Annotated in this window: 16 protein-coding genes and 1 pseudogene; 6 read left to right on the top strand and 11 right to left on the bottom strand. The window is 57.6% G+C overall.

Annotated elements, in window-relative coordinates; translation table 11 throughout:
* Positions 1–15: 15 nt before the first annotated feature.
* The 6 genes and pseudogenes from RIFP1SYM_RS06850 (at position 16) to RIFP1SYM_RS06825 (ending at position 4,617) form a co-directional block, all read left to right on the top strand.
* The gene (locus RIFP1SYM_RS06850) at positions 16–342 is read left to right on the top strand and encodes a cation transporter (RefSeq protein WP_006474216.1); all 327 of its coding nucleotides are present in this window, start codon (positions 16–18) and stop codon (positions 340–342) included.
* Positions 339–566: a mercury resistance system transport protein MerF gene (merF, locus tag RIFP1SYM_RS06845; protein WP_010085351.1), complete on the top strand. Its 228-nt coding sequence runs from the start codon at positions 339–341 to the stop codon at positions 564–566. Before RIFP1SYM_RS06850 ends, merF begins: the two co-directional genes overlap by 4 nt.
* Positions 532–2,203: pseudogene (gene merA / locus RIFP1SYM_RS06840) on the top strand (mercury(II) reductase). Before merF ends, merA begins: the two are co-directional and overlap by 35 nt.
* Before the next feature lie 59 nt (positions 2,204–2,262).
* The gene (locus RIFP1SYM_RS06835; RefSeq protein WP_005961014.1) at positions 2,263–2,670 is read left to right on the top strand and encodes a MerR family transcriptional regulator; all 408 of its coding nucleotides are present in this window, start codon (positions 2,263–2,265) and stop codon (positions 2,668–2,670) included.
* A gap of 257 nt (positions 2,671–2,927) precedes the next feature.
* Entirely contained in the window at positions 2,928–4,064 is a 1,137-nt protein-coding gene (locus RIFP1SYM_RS06830; protein ID WP_005961013.1) for a carbohydrate porin, read from the top strand.
* Positions 4,065–4,341: 277 nt separating this feature from the next.
* A complete protein-coding gene (locus RIFP1SYM_RS06825; protein WP_005961012.1) occupies positions 4,342–4,617 on the top strand; it encodes a hypothetical protein in 276 nt (91 codons plus the stop codon).
* A 110-nt stretch (positions 4,618–4,727) separates the two neighbouring features.
* On the opposite strand, the gene RIFP1SYM_RS06820 is transcribed toward RIFP1SYM_RS06825, so the two are convergent.
* From RIFP1SYM_RS06820 to RIFP1SYM_RS17945, 11 genes are all read right to left on the bottom strand, one after another.
* Positions 4,728–5,357, bottom strand: a complete 630-nt coding sequence (locus tag RIFP1SYM_RS06820) for a tetratricopeptide repeat protein (RefSeq protein ID WP_006474220.1) — start codon at positions 5,355–5,357, stop codon at positions 4,728–4,730.
* 7 nt (positions 5,358–5,364) lie between these two features.
* Positions 5,365–6,261, bottom strand: coding sequence for a hypothetical protein (locus RIFP1SYM_RS06815; protein ID WP_138921767.1), 897 nt, complete (start codon positions 6,259–6,261; stop codon positions 5,365–5,367).
* Positions 6,262–6,274: 13 nt separating this feature from the next.
* Entirely contained in the window at positions 6,275–6,421 is a 147-nt protein-coding gene (locus tag RIFP1SYM_RS17950) for a hypothetical protein (RefSeq protein ID WP_240992040.1), read from the bottom strand.
* The gene (locus tag RIFP1SYM_RS06810; RefSeq protein ID WP_005961009.1) at positions 6,408–8,465 is read right to left on the bottom strand and encodes an urea transporter; all 2,058 of its coding nucleotides are present in this window, start codon (positions 8,463–8,465) and stop codon (positions 6,408–6,410) included. The genes RIFP1SYM_RS17950 and RIFP1SYM_RS06810 overlap by 14 nt, the downstream gene beginning before the upstream one ends.
* Entirely contained in the window at positions 8,462–9,853 is a 1,392-nt protein-coding gene (locus tag RIFP1SYM_RS06805; RefSeq protein WP_005961008.1) for an alanine racemase, read from the bottom strand. Before RIFP1SYM_RS06805 ends, RIFP1SYM_RS06810 begins: the two co-directional genes overlap by 4 nt.
* The gene (locus RIFP1SYM_RS06800) at positions 9,846–10,913 is read right to left on the bottom strand and encodes an ATP-grasp domain-containing protein (protein WP_005961007.1); all 1,068 of its coding nucleotides are present in this window, start codon (positions 10,911–10,913) and stop codon (positions 9,846–9,848) included. The genes RIFP1SYM_RS06805 and RIFP1SYM_RS06800 overlap by 8 nt, the downstream gene beginning before the upstream one ends.
* Complete coding sequence (locus RIFP1SYM_RS06795) at positions 10,910–11,173, bottom strand: PqqD family protein (protein ID WP_006474228.1); 264 nt, start codon at positions 11,171–11,173, stop codon at positions 10,910–10,912. The genes RIFP1SYM_RS06800 and RIFP1SYM_RS06795 overlap by 4 nt, the downstream gene beginning before the upstream one ends.
* 454 nt (positions 11,174–11,627) lie before the next feature.
* The gene (locus tag RIFP1SYM_RS06790) at positions 11,628–11,909 is read right to left on the bottom strand and encodes a hypothetical protein (protein WP_138921769.1); all 282 of its coding nucleotides are present in this window, start codon (positions 11,907–11,909) and stop codon (positions 11,628–11,630) included.
* Positions 11,869–12,000, bottom strand: coding sequence for a hypothetical protein (locus RIFP1SYM_RS18580; protein ID WP_005961005.1), 132 nt, complete (start codon positions 11,998–12,000; stop codon positions 11,869–11,871). Before RIFP1SYM_RS18580 ends, RIFP1SYM_RS06790 begins: the two co-directional genes overlap by 41 nt.
* A gap of 189 nt (positions 12,001–12,189) precedes the next feature.
* Positions 12,190–14,688, bottom strand: coding sequence for a multicopper oxidase family protein (locus RIFP1SYM_RS06785; protein WP_005961004.1), 2,499 nt, complete (start codon positions 14,686–14,688; stop codon positions 12,190–12,192).
* 476 nt (positions 14,689–15,164) lie between these two features.
* Positions 15,165–15,962 carry a PqqD family protein gene (locus RIFP1SYM_RS17945; protein WP_005961003.1) on the bottom strand — a complete coding sequence of 266 codons (798 nt, stop codon included), beginning with the start codon at positions 15,960–15,962 and terminating at the stop codon, positions 15,165–15,167.
* Between the last annotated feature and the right edge of the window lie 176 nt (positions 15,963–16,138).

Below are 16,138 nucleotides of genomic sequence, written 5' to 3'. Positions count from 1 at the left end.
AAAGGAGACATGCCCATGTTTCGCCAGATCGCATTTACCTTGCTCCTCGGTTTGATCACCGCAGTGATCACTCCAGCCCAGGCCTCCAGCACGGAGAAGGTACAAACCATCATCCTCGAAGTTGAAAACATGACGTGCAGTATCTGTCCCATCACCGTCAGAAAGACTTTGGAAAGGGTGCCCGGGGTAACCAGGGCCGAAGCCGGATATGACGGTAATAGTGATAGCGCAGGCTGGGCAAAGGTTACCTTTGACAGCACTCAAATCACTGTCGATAAGATCACCGCCGCGACCTTTGAAGCCGGTTATCCCTCAGATATCAAGCCGGGTAAGACGGAATGAAGAGCCGGACACTATTGGCCACCGGCATCGTCGGCTCGGCCATCACCGCACTCTGCTGCTTCACCCCGCTACTGGCAGTGCTGTTAGGCAGCATTGGACTGGCAGCCCTACTCGGCTGGCTCGATTATCTGCTGATCCCGGCGCTGCTGTTTTTTATTGGCCTGACACTCTATGCGTCGTCTCGACGCGATGGAAAAACAGGCAGGGAGAGAGGTTGTGAGTAGAGCCCATATCACACTCCGCATCACCGGCATGACCTGTGAACACTGCGCCCGCTCTGCCGAGGCGGCACTGAACGCGCTTGCCGGAGTGCGGGCCAGGGTCTCCTTTCATGAGGCCTTGGCACGGATAGAAGCCGATGCGGAGACTGTAGTCTCTCAGATGCTCGATGCCGTTCGAACAGCCGGTTATGTTGCCGCACTGATCGAAGAGGATGACAGCAACGCCGCGCAAACCAGTGATGACGCTGCCTTGCAGATCGCCATCATCGGCAGCGGATCCGGCGCCTTTGCCGCAGCCATCAAGGCAGCTGACGAGGGGGCCAAGGTGACCCTCATCGAAGGGAGTAAAATAATTGGCGGCACCTGCGTCAACCTGGGCTGCGTGCCCTCAAAGATCATGATTCGTGCCGCCCAGACTGCGCAGATGCAGGCCAGAAATCCATTCGATGGCCTGCAGAGCCACACCCCAATCATCGATAGAAAACGACTGGTTAGCCAGCAGCAGACGCGGGTCGCTGAGTTGCGCCAGGCCAAGTATGAAAGCATCCTGCAGGGCCATCCGGATATCCAGCTCATCCATGGCTGGGCACGGTTTCAGGACTCCCATACCCTGGCCATCACACAAGCCAACGGTAGAGAACTGACACTCAAGGCAGATCGCATCCTGATCGCCAGCGGCGCCCACGCCGCGATTCCCGCCATACCCGGCCTCGAGGAAACCCCCTACTGGACCTCCACCGAGGCACTGGTCGCAGAGACGTTACCCGACCATCTGGTTGTCCTAGGCGGCTCGGTGGTCGCCCTGGAGCTGGCCCAGGCCTTCCGGCGTCTTGGCAGCCGGGTCACCCTGATGGCCCGCAGCACCCTGTTATCGAAGGAGGATGCCGATTTCGACGCGGGCATCGGCAAGGTCTTTGAAGCAGAGGGTATCCGGATACTACGTCACACCGTCCCCGACCGGGTCGATCACGACGGCCAGATGTTTCAGATCCGGAGCGACGATGAGATCCTGACGGCGAATGCCCTGCTGGTCGCCACCGGCCGCTCGCCAAATACCCGGCAGCTGGGACTGGAGGCGGCCCGGGTGGCAATGGACAGCCAGGGACGCATCCTTGTCGATGACCGGATGCGCACCTCAGCAGAGCACATCTTCGCCGCCGGGGACTGCACCAACCAGCCGCAATATGTCTATGTCGCGGCCGCCGCCGGCACCCGTGCGGCGATCAATATGACCGGCGGAGACGCCAGACTCGACCTGTCGGCGATGCCGGCGGTGGTCTTCACCGACCCGCAAGCCGCAACCGTTGGCCTGACCGAGGCTCAGGCCCGCGCCCAGGGCATCGAGGCGAACTCACGGACCCTGTCCCTGGAGAACGTCCCCCGGGCCCTGGCCAATTTTGAGACCGCTGGCTTCATCAAGCTGGTTGTGGAAAAAGAGTGGCCGACTGATCGGCGCCCAGATCCTCGCCCCCGAGGCGGGGGAGATGATCCAGACCGCAGTGCTGGCGATCCGCAACCGGATGACGGTGCAGGCGCTGGCGGATCAACTGTTCCCCTACCTGACTCTGGTCGAAGGGCTCAAGCTCTGCGCCCAGACCTTCAGCAAGGATGTTAAACAGCTATCTTGTTGTGCAGGGTAGACTTGCAGGGACGGAGGCCACTGCCAGTCTGACTCCCCCCCTGAACAAAGGTATCTCCAGTGACCGAACAACTGACCATCGGCAGATTGGCCAGGGCCGCAGGCGTCAATATCGAGACCATCCGCTACTACCAGCGCATCGGCCTGATCGACGAGCCAGTCAAGCCAATCCAGGGTTACCGGCACTATCCGGCAACCACGATCGAGCGGATTCGCTTCATCAAACGCGCCCAGGACCTGGGATTCAACCTCAGTGAGATTGCTGACCTACTCTCCCTGAAACACCGGGAGTGCGAAGAGGCGCGCATGATCGCGGAAAATAAACATGCCGACATCACACGCCGGATCAGAGACCTGACCGCCATGCAGGGGGAACTGGCCAAACTGATCGACGCCTGCCGCGAAAACATCAATGGTCAGGATCGCTGCGCAATCATCGAGACCTTAGCCCAATCCAGACGCCGATAGTGTGCCCCGCTCGATAGTCGTTGGAACAGCGACGACATGGGGGCTCCTTGAATTACGAGTAAGAATCATTATCATTAACGCCAGAGGGAGCGGCACCTTCCCGCATTCCCACCGCGACTTCAAAGAAACCTGGGGAGTCTCCGAGCAAATCATGAACTCGCATCTTTGGCCGCAAATCGACGCATTTTGACGCCCAATCCATCGCATTCGATTTCTCAGAGCCCCTCCTACCCAGCAGTAACCAAACCTTTACGACAATGACCCAAAGCAGATCATCACTGAGCCATGCCATCCTGATCAGCACCACCCTCCTTGCCACCCCACTCCTCTTCGCTGATGAGCCCGACACCCGCCACGGCGCAGTGGAAGACGGCCACAAGGATCTCAGCTTCGAGGGCGGCATCACCCTCACCGGGCAACACGCCAGCGATGCCCGGATCGACGATGAGCTCTCCACATCCTTAGATCTGGTGGCCACCCTGCCGATGGGGCCCGGCCTCTGGACTCTCTATGTGGAGGGCAATACCACCCCCCGCAACAATGGCATATCCAGCGTACTAGGCGAGGCCAACGCCGATATTGGCTCGGCCCTGGATGGGGATGACAGCGGCCGTCTGCAGGTCTCAGAACTCCACTACGCCATCTCCCTCGCCAGTGGTGAGCTGGTGACCGGCCTGATCGACGCCAGCAGTTTTCTCGATGCCAGCAAGGTGGCCAACGACGAGACCGCCCAGTTCCTCGGCGCCGGTTTCGTCAACAACCCCACCATCGAGTTCCCCGACTACAGCCTCGGCGCCGTCTGGCACTATGACGCCACCGCTGACCATCCCGGCCTCACCCTGCTATTCGCCAGCTCCCACGGGTTGGCGGACAACGACGGCAAATATGGCCAGTTGTTCGATCTGGGGGATGACGGCAAGGGGGCCTTCGCCGCTGCCGAGGCCTATGGCTACTTCGGATGGGGCATCTGGCGGCTCGGCGTCTGGAGCAATACCGCCGACCATACCCGGCTCGACAGCAGCTCAGATCAGGAGAACAACTGGGGGCTCTATGGCGTTGCCGACGGCGGCTTCGGGGAGACCCGCTGGAACCTGCGCCTCGGCTGGGCGGATGCATCGGTCTCGGAGTCTGCTGACTTCATCGCCATCACCCTGGAGCAGCCTGCCGGCCCCGCCACCCTCGGCGCTGGCATCGCGCGCACCGGCGTCTCCTCCAATCTGATTGGCGGCGACGACAGCCTCCAGGCGGAACTCTACGCCCGCTTCGAACTAACGGGCGGGGTGCAGATCACCCCGGACCTGCAGTGGATCCGCAACAGTGGCCTGGATGGCAGCGGCAGCAGCCATGACCGATCGATATGGGTCGCGGGGGTACGGGCCGGATACACTTTCTAGCCGTCACATGGCAAACAAGCGGGCAGGGTTGCACGAATAGCGCTGGAGCCGATTGTATCTCACTCTCAGGTTTTACGAAGCATTACATTCTTTCACGTTTCGTCGATGTCGAGGCACAATCCCCCCCTCTCATCAGGCCGGAGAGTAAGGTGTTTTTCTCTTTTTTTACAGTTGGTTATGTGATTTTTTAGGAGTTGGCACGGTCACTGCGATATCAGAGGCAAGCAGTCACAAAGACAGCTTTCAATCAGATCCAAACCGTAAATGGAGCACCATCATGAAAAAGATATTCGCAATTGCCAGCCTTGCACTGTTGACTTCCACTGCCTGGGCGCATGACGAACACTTCGGCGATAATCCCGATATGTATCAGAGCCCGATCACTGAGCATGGCAAAGGCGACCCCGCGCATGTGGGACAGATGGGGATTGGCGACCAGTATGCCAGTCAGCTGATTCAGCAGCCGGCTGACCATACCGACAAATTGGAACCGGCACCGATCGACTTTTCCAAAAATGACCCGAATGGTAACCGGGACATCCTGCCCAACTGATCAGATCCGATAATCCAGGGTGAGGCGCTTCGACAGTCTGTCGAAGCGCCAGATCCCACAACAACACCAACAGGCCGTTCGGGAAACCGGACGGCCTGTTGGTTTTAACCCTACTCTTTCTCCTTCCCCTTGTTCAGATAGGCGTTGGCCTCCAGATGCGCCGGTATGCGCCTGAGCACCCGCACATAGGCGCGCTTTGCCGCCTCATGATCCCCCAGCCAGGCCTCAGCCCTAGCCAGATAGACCCAGGGTGTGGCGGATGACGGATAGCGGGCGGCGAGTTCGGAGGCGTGCTTTTTCATCACACTCCACTTGCGTCTCCCCTCTTCACTGACCAGCAGGCGCAGATGCGCTGTGAAGTTCCAGGGGGAGCGCTGCAGCACCTGCTTGGCATAGCGCGCCGCTTCCTTCCAACGCTGCTGTACCAACAAAGGAAGCGTCAGTCCGAGACGGGCATCGATGGAGTTAGGATTGAGCCGCAGCGCCTTTTCGTAGCTGCGAATCGCATCGTTATGGTTGCGTAATAGATAGTTCAGCCAGCCATATCGTAACAGGGCAAACTCAGCAGTATCGCCACCGCCATTGAGGAAGGGCTCGATAACCGCTGCCGCCTCCTTGTATTCGCCCTTTGCCTCCAGCGCGTAAGATTTTGCCCAGGTCTCCTCTTCACCCGCCTGAACGGTCGTGAAGAAGAGCAGGAGTACGCAAAGAGACAACAGCCAACCAATGGTTCTTTTCATTCTCGATTCACCACTTCCTGTTAACATCGAAATAGAGATAACGGTTGTCATACTCATCGCTGATATCCTGGTTCTCATACTTCTCCAGGCCGCCGACCAACAAAACAGACCAGCTATCATCCAGATCCCAGGTACCGCCCAGCGAGAGCGAACCCTTCTGTATATCAGCCAGGTTGTAGACCGCTCCGGCATCCCCATCGACCGCATACATGCGCTGGCCGCCCAACAGAGTTGCCTGCAGACGGTCGATCCCGAGCGGAGCATCAGAACCGAAATAGTGGGTCAGCTTCGCTTCCACGGCACTGGTGTCTTCCTTGCCCTGGGTGCGACTGGCATTGGATGAGTGGATCAGATAGCCGCGCAGCTGTAGCCAATCATTGCCCTGGTTGAGGCCAATCCCTAGGGTCGGGGTCCACTGGGTGAGGGTCAGATCGCCTGCATAGCTGGAGTGGGCGTAACCCAGATCGAGATAGAGACTCTTGTCGAACGCGAGATAGGCGATCTGCGGTGCGAGAATCCGTCCCTCGTCAGTGTTGCCGGTAGGGTCGTCATTTTCGATCAGGTGTCCATCCAGGCGATAGGTCAGGCGCCCGGGCAGGAGATCGGGAGTATCGTGGAACCGTACACTGGCAAACAGGGCATCCTGCGTCAGCTTCGGGGTCCCCGGCGTGTAGTTGACCTCGGTCTTGTTATACCCGACTGTGAAGCCGACGTTATCAAGATAGTCTGCTGTCACGATCAGGCCGGCAGACCAGAGATCCTCACGTTCGGTGGATTTGGCATAATCTCCATAACTGCCTTGCAGATCCACTTTTACGTCCCACTCATCTCCAGCCTGGGCTAGAGGAACAATCACGGCGACTGATAACGCCGTTGCAGTCAATAATCGTGCTGTTTTTAGCATTGGCAACTCTCCTTTAATAAGTCTCTTTCAAACTAATTCGGGCCTGCGGAATGCCCTGATCTTCAATGGTTGAGATCTCTTCCAGCTCGGCCTCCAGCAAACAGTCAGCGGTCTGCAGGGAGAGCCGGGTACACCCCCGCTCCGGATCAATAATCGCCACGCTCGCCCCTTCCTGCTTGATTCCCAGGCAGCAGCGGCAGCCGGTGCTGCCCCTGCTGCCGCCAAAGGCCTTTCTCTCTGCTGCGATGGTAACGGCTGTCGAGCCCGCCGCCCAAGGGCCGCAGCAATCCCCGAAGCGCCCACCACGGCCAGGCAAGGGGCAACAGCCTATCACTGGGACGGTCCGCCCAGGACATTGGAGCATCCGCCAGCGGCGTCAATCCCAGGGCAAGCAGCCAGAGATCGAGCAGCGGATCCTTTCCCCCGGCCCGTTCGAAAAAACACAGCACCCCGCCCTCCTCCAGAAAACGGGCCGAGGCACCGCTACCACTGCGCAGGCGGAAACCACCGGTCAGATCCATGGAGACCGTCAGACGCTGTGCGCGCCACTCCCCCTCATCCAGGCGATAGCGGTAGTGCAGCTGCAGACCCAAGGGCAGATGGAGGGCACGCCAAAAAGCTCCGTCCATCTTGACCACGCTTACCAGTTCCCCTTCAGCGGGACGGCATGCGAGATGAAAACCGGCGATCTGTTCTTGTGTCGTTTGCAGGGTAACCCCCAGCAGATGAAACGGGTGGGTGGGGCTGCCAAGCACCGCCGTGGTCTGCACATGCAGATGCAGATGGGGCTGGGGTGAACGGCCGGTGTTGCCACATCGGGCCACCGGCTGACCCGGCGTCAACCGCTCCCCCTCTATCACTGTCAGACTGTGCTGGCGCAGATGCGCAAGCAGCACATAGAGCCCGCTGTCGAGGCGGATCAGCAGAAAATTACCCCAATTGTTGTTGCTGTCGACCTCACCTGGCGGATTGTCGGGCAGCTCATCCAAACAGCGTGCCACCGTGCCGTGACAGGGGGAGAGCACGGGTAGATCAAAGCAATGAAAATCCTGCAGGCGATGCCCGGCGTTACGGAAACTCCGCCCCTGCTCGGTAATAATGAAATCCAGCGCATGCTGCCACGGCGGCTGGTGGGTGTGGGGACCATCGAAGCCCTGATAGACTCGCCAGCTGCCGAAAAATGGGGCGCGCAGCGGGACACTCTCGGGCTCTGCACCACGCGCTCGCACCAGCCGCGCCCGCTCATAGCTGTGCTCGGGCAAGGCTGGTGCCTCCAGCAGCAGATAGGGCGGAGTAGTGGCGACGCGCTTGCGCATCGCCGCCAGCATGGTCAGGGTGGTGAGCAGAAAGGGGATTGCCAGTACCGGAACCCCATAGACCTGCAACACTCCCTGTACCGCCATGGTGATCAGCGAAGAGAGGGCTGCCGCGATGATCGCCAGCAGCAGGCTGCGCCAGCCGGGCACGCTGAAGATCCCACCTACCGCAATAGTGGTCAGGATGAAGTTAAACCCGCCCCACTGCCCCAAGGTGGGGTGAATGCTGCCTGAGAGCCACTGCAACAGCCCATCCCCCACCAGATAACCCACCACCGCAAGCAGCGCAAGATAGCGGGAGGTCCAGAGCAGGCCGATGAAAAAGAACAGGCCAGCGACAGGATGGGGAATAAAGAAGGCCGAGCCCAGCGCGGTGAGAAAGGCATCCGTCCAACCGCCGACAAATGGCTCAACCGGCGCGGAGGGAAACAGGTAGACGCTCAGGTTGCCGTAGGCCTGGGCGGCAAAAAAACAGGTGAAGGCCACCACCACAAAGGGCAGGCTGAGCACCGGCAGATGCTCCAGACGCCACAACATATCGGCCAGCGCGACGGTCAGAAAGACCGCCAGCACCGCCCCCAGCAGGATCAGGGTCAGCAGATAGCCATCCAGCCGGTAAACGATGCCAAGCGCCAGCCCCACCAGCAGGCTGTTGTAGATATAGAGCCCCCTGGAGAGGTATGGAAAGGACAACAGTCGGGCGGTGATGCTGCCGGTAAGCGCTCCGATCAATCCAGCCATGCCGGCATTGGGAAACCAGAAGCTGGAGCCCAGAAACAGCAGCCCCACTACCGGACGGCTGGAGAAGAGGATCGCCGCATAGGCACGCAGCAACCCCTCCCCCATGCTCCGCAGCGCGGCAATAGTTGTGACCGCGTGTACCTTCACCCTTCAGACATCCCCGCTTCCACGGAGCGCAGGTGTACCGGCATACGCTCCAGGGCGGTGACCGCCTGCAGATCCTCGGCCTGGCGGATCACCGAGACCTCACCCCCACCATGGGTCATCACCACGTTGGGCCGATACTCGATGAACTGTAGCCACTGGGTGTTGTTGTAGGCCCCCACCGGCGAGACCACCAGCCGTTCCCCCACCCGCAGCGGCGGCAGGGTGACGCTAGCGCGCACCACATCAATGTTCATGCAGAGCGGCCCGTAGAGCACCGTCTCCTCGGGGATACCTTGGGGCGGCTGCGCCAGTTCTACCCGGTGGTTGTACCAGAAGCTGGTGAAGAGCAGATTGACCCCCGCATCCAGCACCGCGGAGCGGCGCCCGTCGGGCAGGTGCTTGGTCGCCACCACACTGCTGATCAGGCTGCCGGCGTCGTCCACCGTTGCCCGCCCGGTCTCCAGAATCAGGGTCGGCTGCGGCTTGCCGCGGGCGGTACGCCCCCGAGTCGCCTCCAGCAGAGTGTCACAGATCGCCTGGGCATACTGTTCGATCTCCGGCACCACCTGCTCCGGCGGCAGGTAGGTTCCATGCAGGGCATTGCGCGAGGCGAAGCCGCCACCGATATCGATGCTATCGATCTCACAGCCGGTCTCGCTCTCCGCGGTCTCCATGAAGGCGCACATAATCCGCACCTGCGCCTCGTAGGCACGAGTGTCGAGGATGAAGGTGCCAATGTGGCTGTGCAGTCCACGCAACCGCAGATGGGGGCTGTTGCCAATGCGCCGCGCCGCATCCAGCGCTTGCCCTGTCTCGATATTGAAGCCGAAGCGGCTCCAGGGCTCGGTGTAACCGGTGTCGAAATTGAGCCGGATAGTCACCGGGATGGTCCGTCCGACCTCGGCGGCAATCGCCTCCAAAGTGTACATCTCATCCAGGTTGTCGATGTGCACCCGCGCCCCTTCGGCAACCACCCGTTCCAGGATCTCCCGCTGTTTGTGCGGGCCATTGAAGAGGATGCGCTCTCCCGGTACCCCGTGGGAGCGGGCCTTCTCATATTCGAAGGCCGAGACCACCTCCGCCCAGGCCCCCTCCTGGTGCATCACCTGGCAAACGGCACCCAAGTAGTTGGTCTTGTAGGACCAACCGTAGACCACATCGGGATAGCGGGTCTCGAAGGCACTGATCAGGCGGCGCACATTCTCTCGCAGGCGCTGCTCGGAAAGTACGAACAGCGGCGAGCCAAAGCGTTCGATCAGGTCGTCGATGGGCACGCCGTCGATATCCGTAATATGATCCGGCGCGCCACCGCCACCAAACTTGTTCAGGCCACCCACCAGATGGGGGGTCAGGGTGGGCCGCACCCAACTCTTTTTTCTGTCACTCATCGTTCGTACTCTCGGTCAGCCCGCCATGGACTGTCATGGATTCAAACTGTTGCAGACTCATCAGGGTCTCCTGGGCATAGCGAATAAAAAGCAGTCCCACCTGTGGCGATGAAAAAACAGGCGGGGGGGTGCCATTGATCAGGTCCACCAGCAGCCGCGGCAGGTTTCGCCCGACCCCGTGGGAGAGGTAGATCCAGGCCGGAAAGCGCGGGTTGATCTCCACCAGGCAGTAGCGCCCGTTGGCGTCACGCAGCACCTCCACCTCCAGCGGACCAGGCCAGCGCAGCGACGCCACCAGCGCCTCAGCGGCCTGCAGCAGCCGTTCATCCCAGATCGAGATCCCAGCCCAGGCCTTGCCTTTGTCGGTCATGGCGCGCTTGCGCATCATCACCACGCCATGCAGTCCGCCCTCGCCGTCGCCAACCCCGGTCAGATTGACCTCTTCACCCTGCACGAACTGCTGCACCAGCACCGGCAGCCCCCACTCGTTGGCGATACGGCGGAAGGCGTGAGCCGCCTGATCCGGATTGTGGGCCACCGCCGCATCGTAGAACTGCCCCTTGACCACCAGTGGGTAGTGCCACCCCTCTTGCTGGCACTGATAGAAGAAGCCAGCATGGGTCACGGGTTTCGTCTGCGGATAGTCGAGTCCGGCGCTGGCCGCCAGGTCACCGAGCCGGTCCTTGTTACGCTGCTGCAACTGCTCCACATCGGGCAGCAGGCAGCGGATGCCCATCTGCTCCAGTTCCGGCATCAGACGGGCGAAGCCGAGCAGTTCCGCATCGAGACAGGGGATCAGGATGTCGATCGACTCCCGCGCCTGGATCGCCCGCAGGCGTTCCAGCAACGCCGCCTCCCCGGCCGATGGATAGGGCAGCAGATAGCCGGCGTCACACTGCTCGCGCAGATAGAGGCCCGGATCGAGCACATCATAGCCAAGGCCGACGATGCGCCCCTCAAACCCCTCCGACTCGCGCAGGCAGCGGGCCACCGCCAGGCCGGGGCCCGGATTGTCTGGCTTGGCGTTCATGCCGGTAACGGCGACGGTCACTCCCTTCATCCGTGAAACGCCTTACGCAGTTCGGCAGAAAAATCCAACAGATCCCGCTCCGCCTGCCTCGGTTCCAGATCCCACTCATCGGCCAGCTCTTCAATGATCCCGGTGACGCTCATTTCCTGCATCATCAGATGCAACAGGGCGAGTCCCGACTCATTGACGGTAAAACTGCGGCCGCTGACCGGATCGAAGATAAAGCCGCTCTCATTGATCGCCAGCCGCTGCAACAGCACCGGGTTCGGCAGTGTTTCGGATGGTTTCATTCCATGCATCTCCAAGGTAAAAAATTCAGCAGGCGTTTCCAGCGGGCTTCCCGGTCGGGCATACGCCGATCCCTGCTGTGCCTGAATAAGTCAAGAGGTGGTCAGCAGACTGCTAGCCGCCCGGCTCTCGATCCATTGCGCCAGAATCCCGTCCATGCCTATAAAAGGCCGGCCTGCGCGGCAAGCCTGTCCAGGCCCGACAGCATATCTTTCATGCGTTACTGTAAAACCGAAGTTTCATTGTGGTCCGCGGAAGAGAGTAAAAGTGAAAGTGGTTACTTTCACCAGCATACGGTGGTTGTTTTTGATTCCAATGTGACTCTATTCACAATGGCCCTTCTCCACTGTGAGACGACAAGATTCGCAAACCATCCCATTAAACAAGTTTGCCGCACCTTCCAAGAAAAAAGGCACGACAAACAGGGGGCAGGGAAGCACCTCTGGATATATCTACTCAAACAACAGTGACTGTCGTGGAGGCGCTGCCTAGCGTGCGGCTGTAACAGATGTTGTCGTAGTCCACGCTAGCCCTGTACTGACCGCTGGCAGGCATGGTGAGCAGGATATCGTAGCGCCCACCTGGGGCAATCAGCGATTCGGTCGTGATGATAGGAGCCGGTAACGGACGGCCATCGGATGCAATGACCTCGAAGACAAGGCCGTCCAGGCGAACCATCGCCCACTGGTAGCCGACATTAGTAGCGCGAATCAGCAACGGCGACGTTGAGACGCTCATCGAACTCACCGAGCACCAACGTATACTGACGGTTGAAGGCGGGGCCAAAGGAGGCTATCGCAACCAGATCCCGCACATTCCACTCTTTCATCGGCAGATGCTCGGAATGAAGAAGGGATTATCAGGGAAGCACTTCTTGTTCAGAAGATAGTGTGTAAGAAGAGTTGCTCTGGACGACTAGGTGGTTCGAGCCTAGCCAGGAACCAAAAAGAGTTGGACCGGCAAGAATCGTTGGATTTAGATGCCCCCCGGCATAGCCGAGGGGTTACCCAATGAGTGATTAGTGGATACTGAAGAAACCCATCATGCCTGCATCTTCATGCTCCAGAATATGACAGTGATACATATAATCACCCCTGTTCACTGCTGGATCGAAGCGACCGATGATGCGCACAGTTTCACCCGGTTGAACCAAAACTGTATCCTTCCAGCCCAGATCCGTACCTGTCGCGGGTCGACCATTACGATCAAGAACCTGCCACTGAATCGCATGAGCATGGAATGGATGCGCCATCGGTGACATATTTTGAATCGACCAGATTTCAGTATCGCCCTCAGCGAGGTTGATGATCTCATCGATACGGTTCATATCGAACGTCTTTCCGTTGATGACAAAGGTCATGCCTCCACCATTCATATGGTCCATCGACATGCTCATGACAAAGTTACGCGTCTTGCTGGCATCGGCTTCTGTCAACCGCTGTGCATTGATTTCTGCATTGGCCGGTAGAGCAGTATAGAGCGTAACGTCATCAGCAGCTTGGGTTGCTATGTCAAAACGCATGATATCCATTCGCATACCATTGACCATGCCAGCTGAGCTCACACCGTTGCTGTACATGCCACCACCATTCATACCGCCGCCGTTCATGCTACGGCTGTTTATGCCGCCCATCATTCCCATCATGGGGCTACCGTTAAAGGCTCTGCTGATAAGCATCACTTTATCTCCTACAGTATGCGGACCAAAGTCTATAACGATCTCAGCACGTTCTCCTGCTCCGAGCACAATATGGTCGGCCTCCACAGGCTGGGATAACAGGCCGCCATCCGTTCCGACCACTTTGAATCTTGCGCCATCACTGAGGGCAAGGTCATAGGTACGCGCATTGGATGCATTGTAAACTCTGAAACGATATTGCCGTGTTTCCACATCCAGCTTTGGCAAGACTGAGCCATTGATCAGGATCTCATCGCCCAGCATACCGTCACTGTCCATCTCTCTATCCATGTAGGCGAGTTCACGTATCCCATTGACTTCATCCTTGAAACGCCGATCCTGGATAAGCACCGGTATATCGTAGTTTCCTGCAGGCAGTTGCTTGTTGCTTTCCAGCTGTTGACTGATCTCATCTTCCAGCAGGAAAACTCCGGCCAGTCCCTTATAAACCTGCTCTCCCGTCTTCATATCAGGATGGGGGTGAAACCAGAGAGGGGCGGCAGGCTGCAACATGGAGAAGCTGTAGGTTTTACTGTTTCCTGCTGCGACCGGAAAATCAGGACCACCATCCTGGTCACCTGGAATCTTGAACCCATGCCAGTGAATGCTTGTCGCAACCGGCAGATCATTCACCAGATGCAGGGTCATAAAATCACCACGTTTCGCCTTGATAACCGGAGGTAACTGGGAGCCGTTATAACGCATCATGGGCGTAAGCCAACTATCCCCCGGAGCATTGATGGCGACATTCACATCAGGCGTTGCAGTGAGTGTATAAGTGGCCGCATTATTATTGGGATCACCATCTTCATCACTTAGAATCGACAACCGATTAAATGCTGGCAGATTGGTCGCCGCAAGCCAGGTTTCAGTATTATTTTCTGAAGCCTGATTATTGTTGTTTAGCTGGTTAAAATAATCCGCATCAAAACCCAGCTGGGCCAGACCTTCCCTTTCACTATCGCTAATCCGACCATTACTTAATCGTTCTATCGTATTGTTGAGCAATCGGGAACGTGCCAGGCCATAGCGCGCTTTCTGATCTATCTCATCCAGTTTCTTATCTATGCCATCTTTATCGGTCAGTAAAATAGTCGCCGCTCCGTTTTCCCTACCATCCAGTATGCCATCTTCCAGATCAGTCGCACGCTTTTCGATCAGATCGAAGACCTGTGCAGGTGAAAGGTTCAGACTATTAGCCTCAAAGGAGTAACTGATCGCCCGATTTCGAGCAAGAGTCTCAGACTGATCAGACGGAATCGCTGCACCAAGATCACCGATGAGAAAAAGAGTATCGCCAGAAACTCCCACGGCGGGATTTGTATCATCGATCAGCTGAGCCTGTATGATCTGTTTCGCATCGGCAATTGCATTGCTGCCTGACTTGCCGGATGCCAGCATCTTCTGCACCAGTTTAGCCAATATGGTTGTTTCCGGAGTCAGAGCAACCACTTTTCTATCACTGATAATGGTTCGTAATTCAGCTGCCGTGAAGACAGTCATTAACCCTGTGCTCGCAGGCGATACCACTTCACCTGTGGCTTCATCCGTGTATTCACCGCCTTGTGTTTCAATAAAGACCGCATTTGTATCTGCAGGAAGGTCAAAATCAGCAAGTGCGAATTTACCCTGATTACTGCCTCCCGAGGCAAGAATATTGCCTGTTGCATCCACCACCCTGACGGTCGCACCATCGATAGGCCCTTTAAAGGCGCTACCCAATAATGCATTTCCTGTAGTTGTCAAAGATGTCGACGTTGTGGAGTCACCACCACAGGCTGTGAGCATGCTAATGCTCATGGTCAACGCAAGCGCTATAGATAGTTTTGTTTTGTTCATTTGTATTACTCTATTTATGTCAAGGAGCCTCTGATCAAGTCATGGACCTACATCTTGCTGCCAAAATACGCTGCTTTTTCGTTGCAAACCTTCGCAATAACTGGCTATTACGTGCAATTTGCGCCTCAAATCAGCGCATTTTCATCAGCAATCTGTACGGCCCAGACTTATTCAGAGGCTCCTCAATAAATGTAGCCAGAGCCGACGACTCTTTGTCGTCATCGCTCCACTAGTCATTGGCATTTTGGTGGCTGAATTTTTCAGTCGTTTTTTCGGTGTGCCACCAAGAGTCAGAAACCGCCAAAAACAAAACAACGGTTACAAAAGCAATCATGGTCGTTTATTTAGGGAGCCTCTGATCAAGTCATATTTATCGTTCCTCCTCCTTCCACGGTATTTATCTCGTTGTGATCCGTCAGTCAGAATCGAGCCGGCAACATATGCGTGACACATAGATCAAGCCCCTTTTGCCCCTTTCATCCGTGAAACGCCTTGCGCAGTTCGGCGGCAAATTCGAGCAGATCACGCTCCGCCTGCCTTGGTTCTACGTCCCACTTCTCGGCCAACTGTTCGATGATCTCGGAAACACTCATCTCCCGCATCATCAGATGCAACAGGGCATGTCCCGACTCATTGACGGTAAAACTGCGACCGCTGACAGGATCGAAGACAAAGCCGCTCTTGTTGATCGCCAGCCGCTGCAGCAGCGCCGGATTCGGCAATATTTCCGATGGTTTCACTCCATTCATCTCCCCGGGCAGGAAATTCAGTAAACGCTCCCGACGCTCTTCTCGGTCCGGCATGCGTGGATCCCAGCTGCGCCTGAGCGAAACCCAGAGGTGGTCGGCAAACAGCAGGCTACCGCCCCCACCCGGTGCCGTAAGACACTGGAGCTGACGGCTCAGCTGCTCTTCCACCCGGAGACGCAGTGCATCGAGCCGGGCCAGGATCGCCGGTGATCCCTTCAGCTCATCGAACAGCAGCCCCAACAGCTCCGGTACCTCCAATAGTGACCGCAGCATCCTGAGAAAACCGGCCCGGTTTGCCGGCGCGCCGCTGATCAGAGTCAACAGACGCCCGCCCCGGCTCTCGATCCACTGCTCCAGGATTCCGTCCATGCCATTGAAGAGGCGAAACATCACCCCCTCTGCCACCCCCGCCATTTCACTCAGGCGGCGGCTGGTCAGCTGTGAAAGGCTGGCCTGCGCGGCGAGCCTGTCCAGACCCGACAGCACATCTTCTATTCGTTGCTTTGAAACTGAGGTTTTTTTCATTGTTATTCGCGGAAGAAAGTAGAAGTGAAAGCAGTCACTTTCACCAGAATTTAATTACCTTTTCTTGGGGTAAATGTGACTATTCTCACAATAGATTTACCCCAGGAATCCTAAGGGGCCTCTGGTTAAGTCTGGACGAAGTGGATTGTGATTCAGAATATTCAGATTCAAGGTGC

It is taken from the genome of endosymbiont of Riftia pachyptila (vent Ph05) (assembly GCF_000224455.1).
GTDB lineage: Bacteria > Pseudomonadota > Gammaproteobacteria > Chromatiales > Chromatiaceae > Endoriftia > Endoriftia persephonae.
This window is presented reverse-complemented; position numbering and strand designations above follow the sequence as displayed.

Bases quoted from the DNA above. Each gene is read 5' to 3' on its own strand.
- RIFP1SYM_RS18580 (WP_005961005.1), bottom strand. From the start codon at position 12,000: ATGAAAGAGTGGAATGTGCGGGATCTGGTTGCGATAGCCTCCTTTGGC.
- RIFP1SYM_RS06825 (WP_005961012.1), top strand. From the start codon at position 4,342: ATGAAAAAGATATTCGCAATTGCCAGCCTTGCACTGTTGACTTCCACT.
- RIFP1SYM_RS17945 (WP_005961003.1), bottom strand. From the start codon at position 15,962: ATGAAAAAAACCTCAGTTTCAAAGCAACGAATAGAAGATGTGCTGTCG.
- RIFP1SYM_RS06795 (WP_006474228.1), bottom strand. From the start codon at position 11,173: ATGAAACCATCCGAAACACTGCCGAACCCGGTGCTGTTGCAGCGGCTG.
- merF (WP_010085351.1), top strand. From the start codon at position 339: ATGAAGAGCCGGACACTATTGGCCACCGGCATCGTCGGCTCGGCCATC.
- RIFP1SYM_RS06800 (WP_005961007.1), bottom strand. From the start codon at position 10,913: ATGAAGGGAGTGACCGTCGCCGTTACCGGCATGAACGCCAAGCCAGAC.
- RIFP1SYM_RS06815 (WP_138921767.1), bottom strand. From the start codon at position 6,261: ATGCTAAAAACAGCACGATTATTGACTGCAACGGCGTTATCAGTCGCC.
- RIFP1SYM_RS06820 (WP_006474220.1), bottom strand. From the start codon at position 5,357: ATGAAAAGAACCATTGGTTGGCTGTTGTCTCTTTGCGTACTCCTGCTC.
- RIFP1SYM_RS06785 (WP_005961004.1), bottom strand. From the start codon at position 14,688: ATGAACAAAACAAAACTATCTATAGCGCTTGCGTTGACCATGAGCATT.
- RIFP1SYM_RS06805 (WP_005961008.1), bottom strand. From the start codon at position 9,853: ATGAGTGACAGAAAAAAGAGTTGGGTGCGGCCCACCCTGACCCCCCAT.
- RIFP1SYM_RS06790 (WP_138921769.1), bottom strand. From the start codon at position 11,909: ATGAGCGTCTCAACGTCGCCGTTGCTGATTCGCGCTACTAATGTCGGC.
- RIFP1SYM_RS06850 (WP_006474216.1), top strand. From the start codon at position 16: ATGTTTCGCCAGATCGCATTTACCTTGCTCCTCGGTTTGATCACCGCA.
- RIFP1SYM_RS06830 (WP_005961013.1), top strand. From the start codon at position 2,928: ATGACCCAAAGCAGATCATCACTGAGCCATGCCATCCTGATCAGCACC.